This is a genomic window from Streptomyces sp. NPDC002577, assembly GCF_053594815.1.
The window spans coordinates 15,622-37,976 of sequence record NZ_JBSFWK010000060.1 but is presented as its reverse complement, the minus strand read 5'-3'; the positions used below and the strand labels follow the sequence as shown (position 1 = coordinate 37,976).

Sequence of the window (22,355 nt, the reverse complement as noted above, 5' to 3'; positions counted from 1 at the left end):
GTGTCCCGTCTCGTCTCCGACGGTAACCTCACACCCATGGCCTCACGTCAGCCCGCAGCCAAGAAGTCGCCCGCGAAGAAGGCGGCAGCTCCGACGAAGGCTGCGGCGAAGAAGGCCCCTGCCAAGAAAACCCCCGCCAAGAAGGCCGCAGCGAAGAGATCGCCTGCCAAGAAGGCGGCAGCGAGGCCTGCGCCGAAGCCGGCTCCCAATCCGACCGGGGGCGTGTACCGACTCGCGCGCGCCGTGTGGCTGGGCGTCGCGCACGCCGTGGGCGCGATGTTCCGGGGCGTAGGGCGGGGCGCGAAGGGGCTCGACCCGGCGCACCGCAAGGACGGCCTCGCGCTCCTCCTGCTCGGCATCGCGCTGATCGTCGCCGCGGGCACCTGGTCGAACCTGCGCGGTCCGGTCGGCGACCTCGTCGAGCTCCTGGTGACCGGGGCCTTCGGCCGCCTCGACCTGCTGGTGCCGATACTGCTCGCCGGCATCGCCGTGCGCCTCATCCGGCACCCGGAGAAGCCCGAGGCGAACGGGCGCATCGTGATCGGCCTGTCCGCACTCGTCATCGGTGTGCTCGGGCAGGTCCACATGGCCTGCGGCGCGCCGGGGCGCGGCGACGGAAGCGCCGCCATAAGGGACGCCGGCGGACTCATCGGCTGGGCCGCGTCCGCCCCGCTGATCTACACGATGGGAGAGGTTCTGGCCCTCCCGCTGCTGATCCTTCTGACGCTTTTCGGACTGCTCGTCGTCACGGCCACGCCCGTCAACGCCATCCCGCAGCGGCTGCGTCTGCTCGGTACGAAGCTCGGCGTCGTCCACCCGGCTGCCGAGGGCGACGGGTACGCGACCCAGGACGACGAGCGGTACGACGATCAGTGGCGCCAGGCGCTGCCCGCCCGCTCCCGGCAGCGCGGGCCGTCCGTCCCGGACGACTACGACCCGGACCAGGCGGAACAGGAGGCCCTGTCGTCCAGGCGGCGCAGGCCGCGCAGGGCTCCCGTGCAGCCCGCGCTGGACCGGCCCATGGACGCCGTCGATGTGGCCGCTGCCGCGGCGGCCGCGCTCGACGGTGCCGTCCTGCACGGTCTGCCGCCCTCGCCGCTGGTCGCCGACCTCACGCAGGGCGTCGCGGCGGACCGGGCAGAGCGCGAGCATTCGGTGCCGGTACCGAACGCGCGTACAAAGGATGCCGAGCGGGATGCCGCCAGGATCCCGGCGAAGGAGGCCGCGCAGAACGGCGCCGCGACGGGAGTCGAGCGCCCGTCCGCTGTGCCCGACCTGACCAAGGCCGCACCCGACGCGCCCCGCGATCTGCCGCCTCGCGCCGAACAGCTCCAGCTCTCGGGCGACATCACGTACTCCCTGCCCTCGCTGGACCTGCTGGAGCGCGGCGGGCCCGGCAAGGCGCGCAGCGCGGCCAACGACGCGGTCGTCGCATCGCTCACCACTGTGTTCTCCGAGTTCAAGGTCGACGCAGCCGTCACCGGGTTCACCCGCGGTCCGACGGTCACCCGCTACGAGGTCGAGCTCGGTCCCGCCGTGAAGGTCGAGCGCATCACGGCCCTGACGAAGAACATCGCGTACGCCGTGGCCAGCCCCGACGTGCGGATCATCTCGCCGATCCCGGGCAAGTCGGCCGTCGGCATCGAGATCCCCAACACCGACCGCGAGATGGTCAACCTGGGCGACGTGCTGCGCCTCGCGGACGCCGCCGAGGACGACCACCCGATGCTGGTCGCACTCGGCAAGGACGTCGAGGGCGGCTATGTCATGGCGAACCTTGCGAAGATGCCGCACATCCTCGTCGCCGGTGCGACCGGCTCCGGAAAGTCGTCCTGCATCAACTGCCTCATCACCTCGGTCATGATGCGGGCGACCCCCGAGGACGTCCGGATGGTGCTGGTCGACCCCAAGCGCGTCGAACTCACCGCGTACGAGGGCATCCCGCACCTGATCACGCCGATCATCACCAATCCCAAGCGGGCCGCCGAGGCGCTGCAGTGGGTCGTACGCGAGATGGACCTGCGCTACGACGACCTCGCCGCCTTCGGGTTCCGGCACATCGACGATTTCAACCAGGCGATCCGCAACGGCAAGGTGAAGCTCCCCGAAGGCAGCGAGCGCGACCTGCAGCCTTACCCGTATCTGCTGGTGATCGTCGACGAGCTGGCCGACCTCATGATGGTCGCGCCGCGCGACGTCGAGGACGCGATCGTGCGTATCACTCAGCTCGCCCGCGCGGCCGGAATCCATCTGGTGCTCGCGACGCAGCGGCCGTCGGTCGATGTCGTCACCGGCCTGATCAAGGCGAACGTGCCATCGCGGCTGGCCTTCGCCACCTCCTCGCTCGCCGACAGCCGCGTCATCCTCGACCAGCCGGGCGCCGAGAAGCTCATCGGCAAGGGCGACGGGCTGTTCCTGCCGATGGGCGCGAACAAGCCGACCCGTATGCAGGGCGCCTTCGTGACCGAGGACGAGGTCGCGGCCGTCGTCCAGCACTGCAAGGATCAGATGGCGCCGGTCTTCCGGGACGACGTCACCGTCGGCAGCAAGCAGAAGAAGGAGATCGACGAGGACATCGGCGACGACCTGGACCTGCTGTGCCAGGCCGCCGAACTCGTGGTGTCGACGCAGTTCGGGTCCACCTCCATGCTCCAGCGCAAGCTGCGCGTCGGCTTTGCAAAGGCGGGCCGGCTGATGGATCTGATGGAGTCACGGAACATCGTCGGGCCCAGCGAGGGGTCCAAGGCGCGTGACGTTCTGGTGAAGCCGGATGAGCTGGACGGAGTGCTCGCGGTGATCCGTGGGGAAGCTCAACCGTAGGGCGACTGGAAAGGTCAATCTCCGGGCGACGGAAAGCAACCGTTTCCCTTCCGCATACGTCAAGTTGAGGAAGGGAAGGCACCATGTCCCACCATCGGCATGTCGGTCCATGCTGTTGGCGTACAAAGTGCGACCGCCCGGTTGCCCCACCCTTTCGTACCCCCCCTAGACTGAACCTCCAGCAGGTGGCTACACGCTCGAAAGGCGCCCCCGTGTCCATCGGCAACTCCCCCCAAGACGACCACCCGTCGGAAGACGACCTCCTGTTCGCAGACGAGCGTCCCTCCATCGGCCGGGTCCTCCAGCAGGCTCGTATCGACGCCGGACTGACCGTCGAAGAGGTCAGTACCGTCACACGGGTGCGCATCCCGATCGTGCAGGCGATCGAACAGGACGACTTCAGCCGCTGCGGCGGCGATGTGTACGCGCGCGGCCACATCAAGACCCTGGCGCGTGCCGTCGGCATCGATCCTGCGCCGCTCCTCGAGCAGTTCGCGGCCGAGCGCGGCGGGCAGCCCTCGCCGACCCCGGCCGCACCGTTGTTCGAAGCCGAGCGCATCCGGCCCGAACCGCGCCGCCCCAACTGGACGGCGGCCATGGTCGCGGCGATCGTCGCCGTGATCGGCTTCGTGGGATTCACGCTGTTCAGCGGTGGGGACAGCGACGGCGGGTCGACGCATGTCGCCGAGGGGGCGACATCGGGCAGCAGCAAGCCGACGTCCAAGCCCAGCCCCACGAAGACCGAGGAGACCAAGCCCGACCCGTCGGACAGTGCGATCGCGGCGGCGCCCGCGGACAAGGTCACGGTCCTGGTGAGCGCATCGGGCGGCCGCAGCTGGATCTCCGCGAAGGACCACAACGGGCGGCTGCTGTTCGACGGCCTTCTGGAGCAGGGGCAGTCGAAGACCTTCGAGGACAAGCAGCAGATCGACCTCGTACTGGGCAACGCGGGCGCGATCCAGCTGGCCGTGAACGGCAAGCCCATCGAAGACAAGTTCGAGGCCGGTCAGGTCGAGCGGCTGACGTACACGAAGGGCGACCCCGAGGCGGGATGAGCCCCGTGCGGCCGGAGGGTGACCCTCGGGTGATCTTGAGGTAACCCTCCCGGCCGAGGCTGTCAGCGGGACGAAGTAGTCTGGGGTCCATGCCCGAACGCCGCACCGTCGCCCTAGTCACGCTTGGCTGCGCCCGTAACGAGGTGGACTCGGAGGAGCTCGCAGGCCGCTTGGAGGCGGACGGCTGGGAGCTCGTCGAGGACGCTCAGGACGCGGACGTCGCCGTCGTCAACACCTGTGGTTTCGTGGAGGCCGCCAAGAAGGACTCCGTGGACGCCCTCCTCGAGGCGAATGATCTCAAGGGTCACGGCCGCACCCAGGCGGTGGTGGCGGTCGGCTGCATGGCCGAGCGGTACGGCAAGGAGCTCGCCGAAGCGCTGCCCGAGGCGGACGGCGTGCTCGGCTTCGACGACTACACGGACATCTCCGACCGCCTCCAGACCATCCTGAGTGGCGGTATCCACGCCTCGCACACGCCTCGCGACCGGCGCAAGCTGCTGCCGATCAGCCCGGCGGAGCGGCAGGGGGCCGGCTCGGACGTCGCTCTTCCCGGGCACGGTTCGGCGGATCTCTCCGATCTTCCCGAGGGTGTGGCCCCGGCCTCCGGTCCGCGAGCGCCCCTGCGGCGGCGGCTCGGCGGTGCGGGCCCCGTCGCCTCGGTGAAGCTCGCCTCCGGCTGCGACCGGCGCTGCTCGTTCTGCGCCATCCCGTCCTTCCGCGGCTCGTTCATCTCGCGGCGGCCCTCCGACGTGCTGGGTGAGACGCGCTGGCTCGCCGAGCAGGGCGTCAAGGAGATCATGCTGGTCTCCGAGAACAACACCTCGTACGGCAAGGACCTCGGCGACATCCGGCTCCTGGAGACCCTGCTGCCCGAGCTCGCCGCCGTGGACGGCATCGAGCGTGTCCGCGTCAGCTATCTGCAGCCCGCCGAGATGCGGCCGGGGCTGATCGACGTCCTCACGTCCACGGAGAAGGTCGCGCCCTACTTCGATCTCTCCTTCCAGCACTCCGCGCCCGGCGTGCTGCGCGCCATGCGCCGCTTCGGCGACACCGACCGGTTCCTGGACCTGCTCGACCAGATCCGCTCCAAGGCCCCGGCGGCCGGTGTGCGGTCCAACTTCATCGTGGGCTTCCCCGGCGAGACCGAGGCCGATCTGGCGGAGCTGGAGCGATTCCTCACGGGCGCGCGACTGGATGCGATCGGTGTCTTCGGGTACTCCGACGAGGAGGGCACGGAAGCAGCGACGTACGAGAACAAGCTCGACGAGGACGTCGTCGCCGAGCGGCTCGCGCACATCTCGCGGCTCGCGGAGGAGCTGACCTCGCAGCGGGCCGAGGAGCGCATGGGGGAGACCCTCGAGGTGCTCGTCGAGTCCGTCGACGGCGAGGACGGCGTGGTCGGCCGGGCGGCCCACCAGGCGCCCGAGACCGACGGTCAGGTGGTCTTCACGGGCGGCGAAGGCCTTCGCGTCGGACTTATGGTCGAGGCGAAGGTGGTCGGCACAGAGGGCGTCGACCTGGTCGCGGAGCCGCTGCAGGGCTCGCGTGCGTGTACCGAGGAGGCGGGCAGATGACCGGAGTGCCGGCGTCCGCGGCAGGCGGCTCCGGCGCACCGGGCGCTCAGGGGACGAACCCGGTGCGCGGTGGAAAGCTGGGCGCCGCGGCCGTCAACGAGGCCAGCATCTGGAACATCGCCAACATTCTCACCATGGTCCGGCTGCTGCTGGTGCCGGCCTTCGTGATGCTCATGCTCGCCGGGGGCGGATACGACCCCGCGTGGCGGTCGCTCGCCTGGGCGAGCTTCGCCATCGCCATGATCACCGACCTGTTCGACGGTCATCTGGCGAGGACGTACAACCTGGTGACCGACTTCGGGAAGATCGCCGATCCCATCGCCGACAAGGCGATCATGGGCGCGGCCCTGATCTGCCTCTCGGCCCTCGGAGATCTGCCCTGGTGGGTCACCGGCGTGATCCTCGGGCGCGAGCTGGGGATCACGCTGCTGCGCTTCTGGGTCATCCGGTACGGAGTGATTCCGGCGAGCCGCGGCGGCAAGCTCAAGACGCTGACGCAGGGCGTCGCCGTCGGGATGTACATCCTGGCGCTGACCGGGCCGCTCGCCACGCTGCGCTTCTGGGTGATGGCCGTGGCCGTCGCGCTCACCGTGGTGACCGGGCTGGACTATGTGAAACAGGCCGTGGTGCTGCGCCGACGCGGAAAGGCGGCAGAGGGCGAGCAGCCGGAGGGGCAGGAGGGGCAGGCGGCAGAGCGGGGGCCGGCTGAGGCCTCCGCGGGTGACCGTTCCCCGGATGACCTTCCCCCGGGCGACCGTTCCGCCGACGGCGCGGTGGGCGAGCGCGCCGCAGCCGGACGGTCGGGCGACCGGCCGGCGGCCGAGGAGTCCGAGCGGTGACGTCCGTGGCTGCCGAGGTGGTGCGGCTACTGACGGTGAGAGGCGAGACGCTCGCCATCGCCGAGTCGCTCACCGGCGGCCTGGTGGCCGCGGAGGTCACGGGAATTCCGGGGGCCTCCAAGGCGCTGAGGGGGTCCGTGACCGCGTACGCCACGGATCTGAAGCAGAAGCTGCTGGGCGTCGACGGCCCCCGGTTGGCCGAGTGCGGGGCTGTGGATCCCGAGGTCGCCCTGCAGATGGCGGCCGGGGTGCGCGAGGCGCTCGGCGCGGATTGGGGCATCGCGACGACCGGCGTTGCCGGTCCCGAGCCGCAGGACGGAAAAGATGTCGGTACGGTTTATGTGGCGGTTCGCGGACCGGTCGGCGGCGGCAAAGTGGCCGCACTGCGATTGAACGGCGACCGCGCGGAAATCCGTATGGAGAGTGTACGGAGCGTGCTGGTGATGTTGCTCGAGCAGCTCGCCGGCGAACAATCCGGGAATGCGCGGGCACAGGATACGGAAGAGAACGGGGGGACTTGATGTTTGCAGCCCTGAGTGAACACGACATCGCTCCCCGCACGGCCGCGGCGCAAGGCGGTACGGTGGGGCGTGAAGGATGCGGCTACACGGTCCGAGGAGGGAGCCACCGATGATTCTGCTCCGTCGCCTGCTGGGTGACGTGCTGCGTCGGCAGCGCCAACGCCAGGGCCGTACTCTGCGCGAAGTCTCCTCGTCCGCCCGAGTCTCGCTCGGCTATCTCTCCGAGGTGGAGCGGGGGCAGAAGGAGGCTTCCTCCGAGCTGCTCTCCGCCATTTGCGACGCGCTTGACGTACGGATGTCCGAGCTCATGCGCGAGGTGAGCGACGAGCTCGCACTCGCCGAGCTGGCCGAATCGGCAGCAGTCAGCGAGCCGGTGCGCACACCGGTACGCCCGATGCTCAACTCCGTCTCGGTGACCGGTGTGCCACCGGAACGGGTGACGATCAAGGCGCCGGCGGAGGCAGTGGACGTCGTCGCCGCGTGACACTCACGCTTGTGTGAGGGCCCCGGCCGGGGCTGTTCGGGAGTCGTCCCGGACGCCTCTCGGCCGGGGCTTTCGCTATGTCCGGGGCTCGTTCTGACTCATTCTGATGTGACCCGATTTGTCGGCTTATGCCATGGTTATGACAGCCGGGTGAAGCAGGATGCTCTGGATGTGCGAGATACGGAGGTTTTCCGGATGTACGTCGTGAAAAGCCCCTTGTCCGAGGCGGATCTGAAGACCGTGTCCGAGGCGTTGCAGGGCGCGCTCGTCGACCTGGTGGATCTTTCCCTCGTCGCCAAGCAGGTCCACTGGAACGTGGTCGGCCCGCGTTTCCGCTCCGTACATCTGCAGCTCGACGAGGTCGTGGACACGGCCCGCCTGCACTCCGACACCGTGGCGGAACGGGCCTCGACGCTGGGCGTGCCACCCGACGGGCGTGCGGCGACGGTGGCGGGCAACAGTGGGATCGGCTCGGTGCCTGACGGCTGGATCAAGGACACGGAGGCGGTGGGCACGCTCGTGAAGGCGCTGGGCGCCGTGATTGTGCGCATGCGGGAACGGATTGCGGCCACCGGAGATGCGGATCCCGTGAGCCAGGACATCTTCATCGGCATCACGGCGGATCTCGAGAAGCACCACTGGATGTTCCAGGCGGAGAACGGCGGAGAGCGGCCGGGCGGCTGACGGGGCACGAGCCGCGGCTTCGGGCACCGGGCGGTCTGCGGCATTCGAGGCGCTGGTCGGCGTCGGCTGGAGGTGGCGGCCATGGCAGGGCGGATCGTGCGCTGGGCGCCGGCCCTGGGGCTGGGCGCGCTCTGGTGGTGGGCCGTACTCCGGCTCGCTCTCGCGCCGGACGCCGGGGCGCTCGAAGCCGCCGTGTCTGTGGGTGGCTGGGGGCTCAGCGTGCTGCCGGTGCACTGTGTGCCGAAATCTCGGGCCACGCGGGTCGCGGGAGTGGCGCATGTGTTTGCGAGCCTGAAGCTCCGGCGGGCGCGGGGGGCCGGGCCTGCCGGGCCGGGTGACTCCGGCTCTCGTGCTGCCTAGGCCTTGCCGTCGGCGATCACCGGGAGATGGGGACGCTGTCACTGTCAGAGAACGGGTGCCTGGCAGGCAGGGGCTGGATGCGGGCTACCCGCGCGGGCTACCAGGGCATGGCGACGCCGCCGTTCGGGCGGAGGATCTGACCGGTGGTGAAGGAGGAGGCGTCGGACGCCAGGTAGAGGACGGCGTGGGCGATGTCCTGTGGTTCGCCGACGCGGCCCAGCGGGGACATGCGGGCCATGAGCCCCTCGGTACGGGCCTGCGCCTCGGCGTCGTCGCGGTCGGTCATGGGCGTGCGGATCCACCCGGGAGCCACGGCGTTGACGCGGATGCCGTGCGTGCCCACCTCCGTGGCGAGGGTCTTGGTGAGCTGGACGACCGCCGCCTTCGCTGCGCCGTAGCAGAGCAGACCGGGGCCGCCGGTGTCGACGGCTCCCGACGCCATGGTGACGATGCTCCCGCGCGTGCCGGTCGCGATCATGGACCGGGCCGCCTCCTGGCACGCGTACAGCACGCCCTTGAAGTTGACGCTCAGGACGCGGTCCAGGTCTTCGTCGCGAGTCTCCAGTACGGGGCTGCGATGCATGATCCCGGCTATGGCGGCCATGACGTCGAGTCGGCCGACGGCCGCGACGGCCTGGGCGAGCTGCGGTCGGTCGGTCACGTCGAGCAGGTGCGTGTGGGCGGTGCCGCCCCTGTCCTTGATCAGGGCGGCTGTCTCGTCGAGGCCCGAGATGTCGCGGTCCGCGCAGTGGACGGCGGCCCGGGCCTCCGCGAGGAGCACGGCGCTGGCGCGCCCTATGCCGCTTGCGGCGCCGGTGACGAAGGCGGTGCGTCCGGTGAGGTCGTACGCGTTGACGGAGATGACGGACATGAAGCGACGGTACGAGGTTTTCTGACGGGTCGTCAATTAGTCGTGAGCGTCGCTGCGTCGTGAGGCATGCGGGCTGCGGGCCTTGGCCGCACGGGTCCTACGGCGGTGTGGGCCCGCGTTGGCAGGCCGGGCACCAGTAGGTGGGGCGTTCCCGGCTTCCGTCGCCCTGGTCGGCGGAGCGGATGGAGGTTCGGCAGCGCAGGCAGGGACGCGGCGCACGGCCGTAGACGTAAAGTCGCTGGTCCCGGCGGCCCGTGGTGGAGCGGACCAGGCGGTCGCGGTTGGCCTCGAGGAGCTTCTGGGCGAGCACCGGCAGCTTTGCGGCGGTGTCGTCGGTGAGTTCGCCGACGGGAAGCCAGGGCGTGACACGGAGGAGGAAGCAGAGCTCGCTCTTGTACACGTTGCCGATGCCCGCGAGATTGCGCTGGTCGAGCAGTGCCTCACCGAGGGCGCGGGCCGGGTCGCGGAGCAGGTTGCGCAGCGCGAGGTCGGGATCCCAGTCGGGGCCGAGCAGGTCGGGGCCGAGATGGCCGACGGCCTTGTGCTCGTCGGTGGTGCGGAGCAGCTCCAGTACGGGGAGCCGGTAGCCGACGGCCGTGCTGACGGAGGTGCCCAGGATCACCCGGATCTGGTGCCCCGGACCGCCCCGCCAGCGCTCACCAGGGGCGTAGACCCGCCACGAGCCCTCCATGCCGAGGTGCGAGTGCAGGGTCAGCCCGCCCTCGAGACGGGTGAGCAGGTGCTTCCCGCGGGGGGTGACGCCCAGAACCGTACGGCCCGTGAGGTCGGCCGTGGCGTATCTGGGCACGCGCAGGTCGGACCGGGTCAGCACATGGTCCGCCAGTGCGGCGTGCAGTTGATGGGCGGTCTGCCAGACGGTGTCTCCTTCGGGCATGGGTCAAGGGTGGCATGGGCGCGTGGCGCGGGCTGGTGCGGCAGCAGCAGGGGGAGGTGCGGCTGGTACCGCGGGGTGCGGCGGCCGGGGAGCGCGGGCGGGCGGACGGCCGGCTTGTGCGGCGGCCCTGGACAGTACCGGACTGACCGCGGGCACGGCCCCGACCGTGGTCGCCCGCCGTCAGGCCCGTATGCGCAGTCCGCGCGGCGTCGCGTGGAAGCCGGCTCCTTCCAGGAGGACGGAGAACGGGGAGGTCAGGGCCGAGCCGCCGTTGATCCGCTCCACTGTGATCGTGCCGAGTGAACCGGTCAGGGCCGCGGCCGCCAGGGAATCGGCGGCCGCGCGCAGGCGGGGGTCGTCGGCGGCGTGGTCGTCCGGGGTGGTGGGCCAGGCCAGCAGGGTCTTGCCGCCCCGCTCCATGTACAGGGCGAGCTCGCCGTCGACCAGGACGACCAGGGAGCCGGCCTTGCGTCCGGGCTTGTGCCCGGCACCCGCCGGCGGCTCGGGCCAGGACAGGGCCGCGCCATAGGCGTTCGCCGGATCCGCTGCCGCCAGCACCACGGTCCGAGGACCATTCGGCCGCGCGCGGTTGGGGGCCCATCCCGGGCCTGCGGGCCCGCCGCGGTACCCGTCCGGGAAGGCACCCGGGTCGCCCGGGAACACCTCCGCATCCGGGGCAGGTATGGTCTCGCCGCGCTCCTGCGCGGTTGCTGCGGCACGCAACCGGTCCACCGCGCCGTCCATCGCGAACTGTGCGGCACCGAGCCCCTCGACGACATACCCGCGGCGTGCCTGACCGCTCTCCTCGAAGACCGACAGAATCCGGTACGTCGCCGAGAAGCCGCCCTCCACGCCCTCCGCGGCCACCGCGCCCCGGGTCACCACTCCGTGCCGGTCGAGCAGGACGCGCGCGACGGCGTGAGCGCGCAGTGTCGGGTCCGGCTCGCGCGCCGGGAGCAGCGACCATCGCCCGGCCACCGTGGGCGGGCCCGAGCGGGAGGCGGGGCGGGCGGCCGCCGTCAGCGTGCCGTAGCGGCCGCGGGGAATGGAGCGCTTGGCGCGGTGCGCCGTGGAGCCGACGGTGCGACCCGAGCCGAGAAGCGAGCGCATCGGGGCGAGCGTGTCGTTGGTCAGCCGGCCCGACCAGGCCAGGTCCCATATCGCGTCGGCCAGTTGGGGATCCGTGGCGTCCGGGTGGGTGGTGGCCCGGATCTGGTCGGCGACCTGACGGAAGAAGAGTCCGTAACCTCCGGAGAGGGTGCTCAGGACGGACTCGTGCAGGGCGGTCAGCTCCAGGGGGTGGGGTGGCGGGAGCAGCAGGGGAGCGGAATCAGCCAGATAGAGGGAGATCCAGCCGTCCTTGCCCGGAAGGGCTCCGGCGCCGGCCCACACCACTTCGCCGGCGGCCGTCAACTCGTCGAGCAGCGACGGCGTGTAGTCCGAGACCCGGGAGGGCAGGACCAGCTTCTCGAGAGCGGACGCGGGCACCGACGCACCCTGCAGCTGCTCGACGGCCCGCACGAGTCCGTCCACACCGCGCAGTCCGTGCCCGCTCAAATGCTGCCACTGCGGCAGGAACTGGGCGAGCGCGGCGGGCGGCACCGGCTCCAGTTCATGGCGCAGCGCCGCGAGGGAACGGCGGCGCAGCCGACGCAGCACCGCCGCGTCGCACCACTCCTGGCCGATGCCCGCGGGGTGGAACTCCCCTTGTACGAGACGGCCGCTCGCGGCCAGGCGCTGCAGGGCGCCCTCGGTGACGGCGGTCCCGAGCCCGAAACGGGTCGCTGCGGCCGCCGAGGTGAACGGGCCGTGCGTGCGCGCGAACCGGGCGAGCAGATCACCGAGCGGATCCTTCACCGGCTCGGTGAACGCCTCGGGGACACCCACGGGGAGTGCAGTGCCCAGCGCGTCGCGCAGCCGCCCCGCATCCTCGATCGCAGCCCAGTGCTCCGCCCCGGCGACACGGACGCGAATCGCGCGGCGGGCGCCCGCCAGCTCCTGCGCCCAACTCGGCTCGGCCCCACGCTCGGCCAGCTCGGCGTCCGTGAGCGGGCCGAGAAGACGCAGCAGGTCGGCGACGCTCTCGACGTCCTTGGCGCGGCGGTCCTCCGTGAGCCACTGCAGCTCCCGCTCCAGCTCCGTCAGGACGTCGGCGTCCAGCAGCTCCCGCAGCTCGGCCTGGCCCAGCAGCTCCGCGAGGAGACGGGAGTCCAGCGACAGCGCGGCGGCCCGCCGCTCGGCCAGCGGGGAGTCGCCCTCGTACAGGAACTGGGCGACGTATCCGAACAGCAGCGAGCGGGCGAACGGGGACGGCTCGGGCGTCGTGACCTCGACGAGACGGACCTTCCGGGACTCGATGTCGCCCATCAGCTCGGTGAGGCCGGGGACGTCGAAGACGTCCTGAAGGCACTCGCGCACCGCTTCGAGGACGATCGGGAACGAGCCGAACTCGCTTGCGACCTGAAGCAGTTGTGCCGCCCGCTGGCGTTGCTGCCACAGCGGGGTGCGCTTGCCCGGGTTGCGGCGCGGCAGCAACAGGGCGCGGGCCGCGCACTCCCGGAACCGCGAGGCGAACAGGGCCGAGCCGCCCACCTGGTCGGTGACGATCTGGTCGACCTCGCCCTTGTCGAAGGCGACATCCGCCGCGCCCACGGGCGCCTGCTCCGAGTCGTACTCCGTGCCGACGCTGATGGGCTCCTGGTCGAGAAGATCGAGGCCCATCAGATCGGCGTCCGGCAGTCGCAGCACGATGCCGTCGTCGGCATGCATGACCTGCGTGTCCATGCCGTACCGCTCGCCGAGCCGCGCGCCCAGAGCCAGCGCCCACGGGGCATGGACCTGGGCGCCGAAGGGGGAGTGGACGACGACCCGCCAGTCGCCCAGCTCGTCGCGGAACCGCTCGACGACGATCGTGCGGTCGTCCGGGACATGGCCGCAGGCCTGGCGCTGCTCGTCCAGATACGCCAGGACGTTGTCCGCCGCCCAGGCGTCCAGGCCTGCGGCGACCAGCCTGAGGCGGGCGTCGTCCTTGGGCAGCGACCCGATCTCGCGCAGGAACGCACCCACCGCGTGGCCCAGTTCGAGAGGACGCCCCAGCTGGTCGCCCTTCCAGAACGGCAGCCTGCCCGGGACGCCGGGTGCGGGGGACACGAGCACACGGTCACGGGTGATGTCCTCGATGCGCCAGGACGTGGTGCCCAGCGTGAAGACGTCGCCCACCCGGGACTCGTACACCATCTCCTCGTCGAGCTCGCCGACCCGGCCGCCGCCCTTCTTCGGGTCCGCCCCGGCGAGGAACACGCCGAAGAGCCCGCGGTCCGGGATCGTGCCGCCGGACGTGACGGCCAGCCGCTGTGCGCCGGGGCGGCCGGTGATCGTGCCCGCGACCCGGTCCCACACGACCCGGGGGCGCAGCTCCGCGAAGGCGTCCGACGGATAGCGGCCGGCCAGCATGTCGAGCACCGCTGTGAAGGCCGACTCCGGCAGCGACGCGAAGGGCGCTGCCCGGCGGACCATGGCGAGCAGGTCGTCGACCTGCCAGGTGTCCATCGCCGTCATGGCGACGAGCTGTTGCGCCAGCACGTCCAGGGGGTTGGCCGGGACGCGGAGGGACTCGATGGCGCCGGTGCGCATGCGCTCGGTGACCACGGCCGCCTGCACGAGGTCGCCCCGGTATTTCGGGAAGACCACGCCCGTGGAGACAGCGCCCACCTGGTGCCCCGCGCGGCCCACCCGCTGAAGACCGGACGCGACCGACGGCGGCGACTCCACCTGGACGACGAGGTCCACCGCGCCCATGTCGATGCCCAGCTCCAGACTGGATGTGGCGACGACGGCAGGCAGGCGGCCCGCTTTCAGGTCCTCCTCGACGAGCGCGCGCTGCTCCTTGGAGACCGAGCCGTGGTGCGCACGGGCGATGACCGGCGGGGCGCCCAGGGCGGCGCCCGATCCGCCCATCAGCTCGGCGGGCCCGTGCGCCTCCTCCAAGGGCTCGCCCGTCGCCCGCTCGTACGCGATCTCGTTGAGCCTGTTGCACAACCGCTCCGCGAGGCGGCGCGAGTTGGCGAACACGATCGTCGAGCGATGGGTCTGCACGAGATCGGCGATGCGCTCCTCTACATGCGGCCAGATCGACGGCCGCTCGGCCGCCTGGCCGGAGTCGGCGACAGGGGAGCCGCCCAACTCGCCCAGATCCTCGACGGGGACGACCACCGAAAGGTCGAACTCCTTGCCCGACGCCGGCTGGACGATCTCCACCTTGCGCCGCGGCGAGAGAAAACGGGCAACCTCGTCCACTGGACGCACCGTCGCCGACAGGCCGATACGCCGCGCCGGCCGCGGCAGCAGCTCGTCGAGCCGCTCCAGGGACAGCGCCAGATGCGCACCGCGTTTGGTGCCGGCGACCGCATGCACCTCGTCCAGGATCACCGTCTCGACGCTCGTCAGCGCATCGCGCGTCGCCGACGTGAGCATCAGGAACAGCGACTCCGGGGTCGTGATCAGAATGTCCGGCGGGCGCGTGGCCAGCGCCCTGCGTTCCGCGGGCGGGGTGTCGCCGGAGCGGATGCCGACCTTCACCTCGGGCTCGGGCAGCCCCAGACGCACCGCCTCCTGGCGGATACCGGTCAGCGGGCTGCGCAGATTCCGCTCCACATCGACCGCGAGCGCCTTGAGCGGGGAGATATACAGCACCCGGCAGCGCTTCTTCGGATCGGCCGGTGGCGGGGTGGACGCCAGCTGGTCCAGGGCGGCGAGGAACGCGGCCAGCGTCTTGCCGGACCCGGTCGGGGCCACCACCAGCACGTCCGAACCCTGCGCGATGGCACCCCACGCCCCGGCCTGGGCGGCCGTGGGCGCGGAGAAGGCCCCCGTGAACCAGCCGCGGGTTGCGGGCGAGAAGCCGTCAAGGGCGGGGTGCGCAGACCTGACCATGCCCCAATCCTGCACCTCGCCACTGACAACGGCTCGGACCTGCGCAAACAGCGCGGCACGGTCCTGCGTGAACACGCCGAAGGCAGGGGCGCGGAGCCCTCGGCGGCCGCGCCGGGCCCACGGCGTGTGGCGCAGAATGGAGCCCATGGCGGGATCAGGGGAGCGGGCACGGCACTGGCGGTACGAGGAGCTGCCCGGCGTCGACCTGCTGCGCGCCCGCTACATCCGCAAGACCTTCGTACGGCACACGCACGAGAACTTCGTGATCGCCGCCATCTCCGACGGCGTCGAGGTTTTCCACCACGGCGGCGCCGAGCAGTACGCGGGCCCGGGGACGCTCGCCCTCGTCAATCCGGACACCCCGCACACCGGGCGCGCCGGTGTCCCGGAAGGCTGGCGGTACGGCGCGGTCTATCCGTCCCCCGACCTCGTGGCCGCCATCGCCGCGGAGACGACCGAGATCCGCGGCACCCCCGGCTTCGTGGAGCCGGTACTCGACGATCCGTACGCGGTACGTCTGGTCCACCAGGTGCTGCGCGCGGCCGAGGAAGGCAACGCGCTGGCCGCCGACACCCTGCTGAGGATGGCGGTGACGAGGCTGCTCCGGCTCAACGGCGGCCCGCTGCGGCAGCGGACCGTGCGCAGTGCCGGGGGCCGCCTCGCCGCACGCGCGCGTACCGAGCTCGAGGAGCGGCTGGCCGATCCCCCGTCGCTGGAACAGCTCGCCGACAGCCTCGGCACCAGCCCCTTCGCTCTCCTGCGCGCCTTCCGGGACGCCTACGGCATGCCGCCGCACACCTGGCTCACCGACGCGCGCGTGCGGGCCGCCCGGCGGCTTCTGGACGCGGGAGAGCCGCCCGCCGACGTGGCCGTCGCCGTCGGTTTCACCGATCAGCCGCACCTCAACCGGCACTTCACCCGCATCGTCGGGGTGCCTCCCGGGGCCTACCAGCGGGAGCGCAAGAACGTACAAGACCCGGGCAGGGCACTCCTCGTACCGTCCGAGGCGTGGCAGAACGGACAGCATCCCCACCCGCAGACATGACGGGCGCAGCCGGCGGAGGTGAGTCCGCGCCGGAGGGCCCGGTCAAGTCCGACCGGGCCGTCGTCCGGGACGCGCTCGGCGTCGGTATCGCCGTCGGGCTCTCCGGCTTCGCCTTCGGAGTGACCTCGGCCGGCAGCGGCCTCAGCCTGCTGCAGACCTGCGCGCTCAGCCTGCTCGTGTTCACCGGAGCGTCGCAGTTCGCGCTGGTCGGCGCGCTCGCGGCCGGGGGCAACCCGCTCACCGCCGCCGCAGGGGCCTTCTTCCTGGGCGTACGCAACGCCTTCTACGGGCTGCGTCTGTCACAGCTGCTCGCGCTCCCGCGTGCGGTGCGCCCGTTCGCAGCCCAGTGGGTGATCGACGAGACCACGGCTGTCTCGCTGGCACAGCCCACGCGACGCGGGGTACGCATCGGGTTCGCCGTGACCGGACTCACCCTCTACGTGCTGTGGAACCTCACCACGCTGCTCGGAGCCATGGGCGCCGATGCCATCGGCGACACCGATGCCTGGGGTCTCGACGCCGCCGGGCCCGCGGTCTTCCTCGCGCTGCTGGCACCCATGCTCAGGACGACGACGGAGCGTGCCGTCGCGGGCATCGCAGTGATCCTCGGGCTCGGTCTGCTGCCGGTTCTGCCCGCCGGCGTCCCGGTCCTCGTGGCGGCGCTGGCGGCGCCGCTCGTCCTCTGCATGGAGGGCTACAGGTCAGGCCGTACTCGGGGCGGTGCCAGGCGCGACGAACAGCGCGACGGACAGAGGGACAGCGCAGAGTCAGAGAAGGAAGACCGTTGAACATCTGGATCGCCATCGTCGCCACCGCGGTGGGCTGCTACGCCGTCAAGCTCATCGGCCTTCTGGTGCCGGTGGGCGCCCTGGAGCGTCCCGTCGTCAAGCGGCTCGCCGCCCTGCTGCCGGTCGCGCTCCTCGCCGCGCTCACCGCCCAGCAGACGTTCGCCGACGGACGCGCCCTGGTGCTGGACGCCAAGGCCGCCGGGCTCGCCGCAGCGGCCCTGGCACTCCTGGTGCGCGCGCCGTTCCTGGTGGTCGTGGGCGCGGCCGTGGTGGTCACGGCGGCGGTGCGGGCGGTGACCGGCTGACGTCTTCTGCCGGTACGCGCGCGTGCGGACGGTGACGGCAGGCGCGCGTGAGCAATGCGCTCGGCACCGCAGAATGGGGGATGCACTCGGCATGCACGCGTGGCCCGTCACATGTGCGCGCATGCCCAGCAGAACACCCCCAGGGGCGGGAGCCCGGTGTCAGACGACGGCGCGCCCATAGGCCCGCAAGGTGAGCAGCGCCTCGATCGTCACGACCGGGCGTGACTCGAGGGCCGTTCCCGGTGCCCACTGCCGCCAGCGGACGGGCCAGCCGCCGTCCTCCTGCTGCTCACGCTCCAGGAAGTCCAGCGAGCCCTCCATCTCCTCATCGGTGAACCACGCGCGCGCCAGAGACTCCGGAGTCCTCGCGAAGTCGTACGGGAAATGGTGTTCGCCCGGCGCGTAGCCGGGAGCGACGGGGTGTGCGTCGAGCCGGCCGGGGTCCAGCACGGCGAGGCCCTGCTCGCGTACCAGCCGGCCGAGCCGGTCGGCGGCCGCCTCCGCGCGCGGGCGGTCCGGTGCACTGTCGAGAAAGACGATGGCTGCCTCGACCTCGTACGGATGGGACTTCTCCAGGGACTCCACCGCCTGCCAGCAGAAGTCGGTGGCCCGGAACAGCCACGCGTGCCACACCTCGTTGCGGTGCAGCAGGCCGACCACGGGGCCGGTGGCGAGAAGGCTGCTGGGAGGGTCGTCCACGACGGGCACGAAGGGCGCCGACGGATAGCCGCGCTGGCTCGGGTGGATGGCCGGAAGTGCACCTTCCGGTGTTGAGACCGACGACAGATAGCGGCACACGCGCTCCACGCGCTGCCCGCCGCAACGCCAGATCGAGTCCAGCACACGCAGCGCGTGACCGGTGTGCAGGGGCTGGCTGACGGGGCCGCGCAGATCGGGTTCGAGCGCGTGGCCGTACCCGTCGTCCTCATTCAGGTACGCGGTCAGGGCGGTCTCGACCCGGTCGGCGCTGCCGTTCAGGAAGTGGTACGCGAACCGCTGCTGCTCGAGCACGCGCGCGGTGAGCCAGACGAACTGCTCGGCGCGGGTGAGTGCGGAGTGCGGGGAGCGGGGAAAGAGCGGTGACGTGGACGGGGGGAGTGGGGATGCTCCGGATTCGGCCATGTTCCGACCGTAGGACGGAAAGCGGTACCAGCAAGCCTCCCGGACACGGCTGCACTCTCAGGAGCGGGATACTGGAAGCATGCGGTTGACGGTCTTCTGGCAGCGAATGGTGGAGCACTTCGGTCCGGCGTACGTCGATTCCTTCGCGCGAGACCATGTGATGTCGGAGCTCGGCGGGCGCACGGTGCACGAGGCTCTGGACGCCGGCTGGGCGGCCAAGGACGTGTGGCGCGCGGTCTGCAGCGCGATGGACGTGCCGGCCGACAGGCGCTGACCGGCCGCGAAGCGTTGACGAGACCCCGGGGAGGGGCGCTGACAATCCAGAAGAAGACGGGCCCGGAGCCGACTGTCGGTGGCGTGGGCGACACTGGCTCAGTGGCATCGACAGACGAGACCGCACAGGTGGATCAGGACACGGCTGTGCTCGGCACGCCCCCGCACGAGGGGGCGGGGCCAGGGGCCGGCCGCAGCGCCAGCATGCCCCGCTGGCTGCCGCGCGCCATGGTGCTCGCCCTGACCCTGGTCGCCTGTTTCCAGCTGGGTACGTGGGCGTTCCACCAGCTGACGGGGCTGTTGATCAACGTCCTGATCGCGTTCTTCCTGGCACTCGCCGTGGAGCCCGCGGTGAGCTGGATGGCCTCGCGCGGCATGCGCCGGGGGATGGCGACAGGACTGGTGTTCCTCGCTGTGCTGATCGCGAGTGCCGGCTTCGTCACACTGCTCGGCTCGATGCTCGCCGGCCAGATAGTGAGCATGGTCGAGGAGTTCCCGAAGTATCTCGACTCGGTGATCAACTGGATCAATTCGAGCTTCCACACCCAGCTGAACCGCGTCGAGATACAGAACAACCTGGTCCATTCCGACTGGCTCCAGAAGTACGTGCAGAACGGCGCGAGCGGCGTACTGGACGTGTCCGCGCAGGTGCTGGGCGGCCTCTTCCAGCTGCTGACGGTCCTGCTGTTCTCGTTCTACTTCGCCGCCGACGGGCCACGGCTGCGGCGCGCGCTGTGCTCCGTACTGCCGCCCGCCAAGCAGGCGGAGGTGCTGCGCGCCTGGGAGATCGCCGTCGACAAGACCGGGGGCTACCTGTACTCACGCGGGCTGATGGCGCTGATCTCCTGCATCGCGCACTACATCCTGCTCGCGGCACTGGAAGTGCCTTACGCGCCCGCGCTCGCCGTCTGGGTGGGGCTGGTGTCGCAGTTCATCCCGACCATCGGCACGTATCTCGCGGGTGCCCTGCCGATGCTGATCGCCTTCACCGTCGATCCCTGGTACGCGCTGTGGGTGCTGGTGTTCGTGGTGGTCTACCAGCAGTTCGAGAACTACCTGCTGCAGCCCAAGCTGACCGCGAAGAGCGTGGACATTCATCCTGCCGTCGCCTTCGGCTCGGTCATCGCCGGCACGGCGCTGCTCGGTGCGGTCGGCGCGCTGATCGCCATCCCGGCGGCGGCCACACTGCAGGCCTTCCTGGGGGCGTATGTGAAGCGGTACGCCGTCACGGACGACCCGCGCGTGCACGGCCACCAGCGCCGCGGTTCGGACCTGGTCCCCATGCGCGTGCGGCGGTTTCTGCAGCGACCGGGAGAGCCGCTGCGATCGAGTGGACTCGCTGAAGGGGCGTCCGCGGCGGACCTGGCGGAGCCGGAGCGGGATACGGCGTCGGCGAGCGGTCCCGAGCCGGAGCCGAAGCAGTAACGGCGCGCGGGGCGCCGTGTGAGGGGCAAGGGCGGGCCCAGCACCGCGAGCGGTGGCGCCGGACGCGCTGCAAGCGGCGCTCCAAGCCCGCACGGCCCGGCTCCCGCCACGACGGCGGTGGCCCGGAACTTCGCACGCTGCTCGAGCCGCCGTGAGCGATGTGTTGCGCTTGACACGAAAATCGAACATCCATTCTTATGGAGTGCCCGGCGGTGCTCGCTGGGGCGAAATCCCGGCGGATTTCCGCGGATTCCCCTGAGTTATCCACAGGCCGGGCAGGCGTCGGAGCGCATTGTCAGTGGCAGGCGTTAGCGTCTTTGGCGTGAAGCGATCGACTCAAGCAAACCGGGTGGAACCCATGGCAGGAACCGACCGCGAGAAGGCGCTCGACGCCGCGCTCGCACAGATTGAACGGCAATTCGGCAAGGGCGCCGTGATGCGCATGGGCGACCGGTCGAGGGAGCCCATCGAGGTCATCCCGACCGGGTCGACCGCACTCGACGTGGCCCTCGGCGTCGGCGGCCTGCCGCGCGGCCGAGTGGTGGAGGTGTACGGCCCGGAGTCCTCCGGTAAGACGACGCTGACGCTGCACGCGGTGGCGAACGCGCAGAAGGCCGGCGGCCAGGTGGCCTTCGTGGACGCCGAGCACGCCCTCGACCCCGAGTACGCGAAGAAGCTCGGCGTCGACATCGACAACCTGATCCTGTCCCAGCCGGACAACGGCGAGCAGGCTCTGGAAATCGTGGACATGCTCGTCCGCTCCGGCGCGCTCGACCTGATTGTCATCGACTCCGTCGCCGCCCTGGTGCCGCGCGCGGAGATCGAGGGCGAGATGGGCGACTCGCACGTGGGTCTGCAGGCCCGTCTGATGAGCCAGGCCCTGCGGAAGATCACCAGCGCGCTCAACCAGTCGAAGACCACCGCGATCTTCATCAACCAGCTGCGCGAGAAGATCGGCGTGATGTTCGGCTCCCCGGAGACCACGACGGGTGGCAGGGCGCTGAAGTTCTACGCCTCGGTGCGACTCGACATCCGCCGCATCGAAACGCTGAAGGACGGCACGGACGCGGTCGGCAACCGCACCCGCGTCAAGGTCGTCAAGAACAAGGTGGCGCCGCCCTTCAAGCAGGCCGAGTTCGACATCCTCTACGGCCAGGGCATCAGCCGCGAGGGCGGCCTGATCGACATGGGCGTGGAGCACGGTTTCGTCCGCAAGGCCGGCGCCTGGTACACGTACGAGGGCGACCAGCTCGGCCAGGGCAAGGAGAACGCGCGCAACTTCCTGAAGGACAACCCCGACCTGGCCAACGAGATCGAGAAGAAGATCAAGGCGAAGCTGGGTGTCGGCGTGAAGCCGGAGGAGCCGACGGCCGAGCCGGGCGCCGACGCCGCGGTCGCGGCAGCCACGGACGAGGCTTCGAACTCGGTGCCGGCCCCGGCGGTCAAGGCCGCAAAGTCCAAGGCCGCGACAGCCAAGAGCTGACCCCGTGACCCGGAGGACCGACTGGCCGGAGTACTCCGACTCACCGGAGTACACCGATTCGGCAGGGCAGGACGATCCGGCGGGCCAGGGCCAGGGCCAGGGCCAGGGCCAGGGCCAGGGCCAGGGCCAGAGCCGCGGGGGCGTCGCTCCTGGCGGCGGCCTGAGCGGCGGCTTCGGTGACGGCAGCCGCGGTGATGGCCGCCCCGCGGGCGGCCGCCGTCGAAGACGCGGCGGATCCGGTCACCAGGGCAGCGGTCACCAAGGCAGTGGCCACCAGGACAGCGGCTCCCCAGCCTCGTCGAGGGCCGGGAACGGGGGGCTGCCTGGGGACCCGGCTGAGCAGGCGCGGGCGATCTGCCTGCGCCTGCTCACCGGGACTCCGCGCACGCGGCAGCAGCTGGCGGACGCCCTGCGCAAGCGACAGATCCCGGACGACGTGGCGGAGGAGGTGCTGTCGCGGTTCGAGGAGGTCGGGCTGATCAACGACAGCGCGTTCGCGGACGCCTGGGTGGAGTCCCGGCACCACGGCCGGGGACTGGCTCGGCGGGCACTCGCGCAGGAGCTGCGGACCAAGGGCGTGGACTCGACGCTGATCGAGGAGGCCGTCGCCCAGCTCGACTCCGAGCAGGAGGAGGCGACGGCACGCGAGCTCGTCGCCCGCAAGCTGCGCAGCACGCGCGGTCTCGACCGCGACAAACGGCTGCGCCGCCTTGCGGGCATGCTCGCCCGCAAGGGGTATCCCGAGGGGATGGCCCTGCGAGTGGTCCGCCAGGCGCTGGAGGAGGAGGGCGAGGACACGGAGTTCCTCGAGGACGAGGGGTTCTAGGCCCTGTCGGCCTAGGCCCGCGGTCGACCCGGCGTATACCAGCCGGTGGGGTG

At 71.0% G+C, this 22,355-nt stretch carries 18 protein-coding genes; 14 read left to right on the top strand and 4 right to left on the bottom strand.

The window, feature by feature from the left end:
* Window positions 1-36: 36 nt before the first annotated feature.
* The 7 genes from ACWD4J_RS39965 to ACWD4J_RS39935 all read left to right on the top strand — a co-directional run bounded on the left by ACWD4J_RS39965 (window position 37) and on the right by ACWD4J_RS39935 (window position 7,977).
* Window positions 37-2,820 (top strand): DNA translocase FtsK, encoded by a 2,784-nt coding sequence (locus ACWD4J_RS39965; protein ID WP_451400469.1) that lies wholly within the window; start codon window positions 37-39, stop codon window positions 2,818-2,820.
* Between the two features lie 212 nt (window positions 2,821-3,032).
* Window positions 3,033-3,875, top strand: a complete 843-nt coding sequence (locus ACWD4J_RS39960; protein WP_451400468.1) for a helix-turn-helix domain-containing protein — start codon at window positions 3,033-3,035, stop codon at window positions 3,873-3,875.
* Window positions 3,876-3,964: 89 nt separating this feature from the next.
* Complete coding sequence (rimO, locus tag ACWD4J_RS39955; RefSeq protein WP_451400467.1) at window positions 3,965-5,449, top strand: 30S ribosomal protein S12 methylthiotransferase RimO; 1,485 nt, start codon at window positions 3,965-3,967, stop codon at window positions 5,447-5,449.
* The gene (gene pgsA / locus ACWD4J_RS39950; RefSeq protein ID WP_451400466.1) at window positions 5,446-6,288 is read left to right on the top strand and encodes a CDP-diacylglycerol--glycerol-3-phosphate 3-phosphatidyltransferase; all 843 of its coding nucleotides are present in this window, start codon (window positions 5,446-5,448) and stop codon (window positions 6,286-6,288) included. The genes rimO and pgsA overlap by 4 nt, the downstream gene beginning before the upstream one ends.
* Window positions 6,285-6,809 (top strand): CinA family protein, encoded by a 525-nt coding sequence (locus ACWD4J_RS39945; RefSeq protein ID WP_451400465.1) that lies wholly within the window; start codon window positions 6,285-6,287, stop codon window positions 6,807-6,809. Before pgsA ends, ACWD4J_RS39945 begins: the two co-directional genes overlap by 4 nt.
* Window positions 6,810-6,918: 109 nt before the next feature.
* Complete coding sequence (locus ACWD4J_RS39940; protein ID WP_451400464.1) at window positions 6,919-7,293, top strand: helix-turn-helix domain-containing protein; 375 nt, start codon at window positions 6,919-6,921, stop codon at window positions 7,291-7,293.
* A 195-nt stretch (window positions 7,294-7,488) separates the two neighbouring features.
* Window positions 7,489-7,977 (top strand): Dps family protein, encoded by a 489-nt coding sequence (locus tag ACWD4J_RS39935; protein ID WP_451400475.1) that lies wholly within the window; start codon window positions 7,489-7,491, stop codon window positions 7,975-7,977.
* 457 nt (window positions 7,978-8,434) lie between these two features.
* On the opposite strand, the gene ACWD4J_RS39930 is transcribed toward ACWD4J_RS39935, so the two are convergent.
* The 3 genes from ACWD4J_RS39930 to ACWD4J_RS39920 form a co-directional block, all read right to left on the bottom strand.
* On the bottom strand, window positions 8,435-9,199 hold the full coding sequence (locus tag ACWD4J_RS39930; protein WP_451400474.1) for an SDR family NAD(P)-dependent oxidoreductase: 765 nt from the start codon (window positions 9,197-9,199) through the stop codon (window positions 8,435-8,437).
* A gap of 106 nt (window positions 9,200-9,305) precedes the next feature.
* Window positions 9,306-10,103 carry a DNA-formamidopyrimidine glycosylase family protein gene (locus ACWD4J_RS39925; protein WP_451400463.1) on the bottom strand — a complete coding sequence of 266 codons (798 nt, stop codon included), beginning with the start codon at window positions 10,101-10,103 and terminating at the stop codon, window positions 9,306-9,308.
* Window positions 10,104-10,283: 180 nt separating this feature from the next.
* Window positions 10,284-15,035 (bottom strand): ATP-dependent helicase, encoded by a 4,752-nt coding sequence (locus ACWD4J_RS39920; RefSeq protein WP_451400462.1) that lies wholly within the window; start codon window positions 15,033-15,035, stop codon window positions 10,284-10,286.
* A 145-nt stretch (window positions 15,036-15,180) separates the two neighbouring features.
* Between ACWD4J_RS39920 and ACWD4J_RS39915 the strand changes: the two genes are divergently transcribed.
* The 3 genes from ACWD4J_RS39915 to ACWD4J_RS39905 are packed head-to-tail and all read left to right on the top strand — an operon-like array spanning window position 15,181 to window position 17,173.
* A complete protein-coding gene (locus ACWD4J_RS39915) occupies window positions 15,181-16,080 on the top strand; it encodes an AraC family transcriptional regulator (protein WP_451400461.1) in 900 nt (299 codons plus the stop codon).
* A complete protein-coding gene (locus ACWD4J_RS39910; protein ID WP_451400460.1) occupies window positions 16,077-16,868 on the top strand; it encodes an AzlC family ABC transporter permease in 792 nt (263 codons plus the stop codon). The genes ACWD4J_RS39915 and ACWD4J_RS39910 overlap by 4 nt, the downstream gene beginning before the upstream one ends.
* Window positions 16,865-17,173: an AzlD domain-containing protein gene (locus ACWD4J_RS39905; RefSeq protein WP_451400459.1), complete on the top strand. Its 309-nt coding sequence runs from the start codon at window positions 16,865-16,867 to the stop codon at window positions 17,171-17,173. The genes ACWD4J_RS39910 and ACWD4J_RS39905 overlap by 4 nt, the downstream gene beginning before the upstream one ends.
* A gap of 159 nt (window positions 17,174-17,332) precedes the next feature.
* Here ACWD4J_RS39905 and ACWD4J_RS39900 read toward each other — a convergent pair whose 3' ends face one another.
* On the bottom strand, window positions 17,333-18,295 hold the full coding sequence (locus tag ACWD4J_RS39900) for a hypothetical protein (RefSeq protein ID WP_451400458.1): 963 nt from the start codon (window positions 18,293-18,295) through the stop codon (window positions 17,333-17,335).
* Window positions 18,296-18,374: 79 nt separating this feature from the next.
* On the opposite strand from ACWD4J_RS39900, the gene ACWD4J_RS39895 reads away from it, so the two are divergent.
* From ACWD4J_RS39895 to recX, 4 genes are all read left to right on the top strand, one after another.
* Complete coding sequence (locus tag ACWD4J_RS39895; RefSeq protein ID WP_451400457.1) at window positions 18,375-18,569, top strand: DUF3046 domain-containing protein; 195 nt, start codon at window positions 18,375-18,377, stop codon at window positions 18,567-18,569.
* 101 nt (window positions 18,570-18,670) lie between these two features.
* Window positions 18,671-19,993, top strand: a complete 1,323-nt coding sequence (locus tag ACWD4J_RS39890) for an AI-2E family transporter (protein ID WP_451400456.1) — start codon at window positions 18,671-18,673, stop codon at window positions 19,991-19,993.
* Window positions 19,994-20,351: 358 nt separating this feature from the next.
* Window positions 20,352-21,476 (top strand): recombinase RecA, encoded by a 1,125-nt coding sequence (gene recA, locus ACWD4J_RS39885; RefSeq protein ID WP_451400455.1) that lies wholly within the window; start codon window positions 20,352-20,354, stop codon window positions 21,474-21,476.
* Window positions 21,477-21,480: 4 nt separating this feature from the next.
* The gene (gene recX / locus ACWD4J_RS39880; RefSeq protein ID WP_451400454.1) at window positions 21,481-22,302 is read left to right on the top strand and encodes a recombination regulator RecX; all 822 of its coding nucleotides are present in this window, start codon (window positions 21,481-21,483) and stop codon (window positions 22,300-22,302) included.
* Window positions 22,303-22,355: the final 53 nt, after the last annotated feature.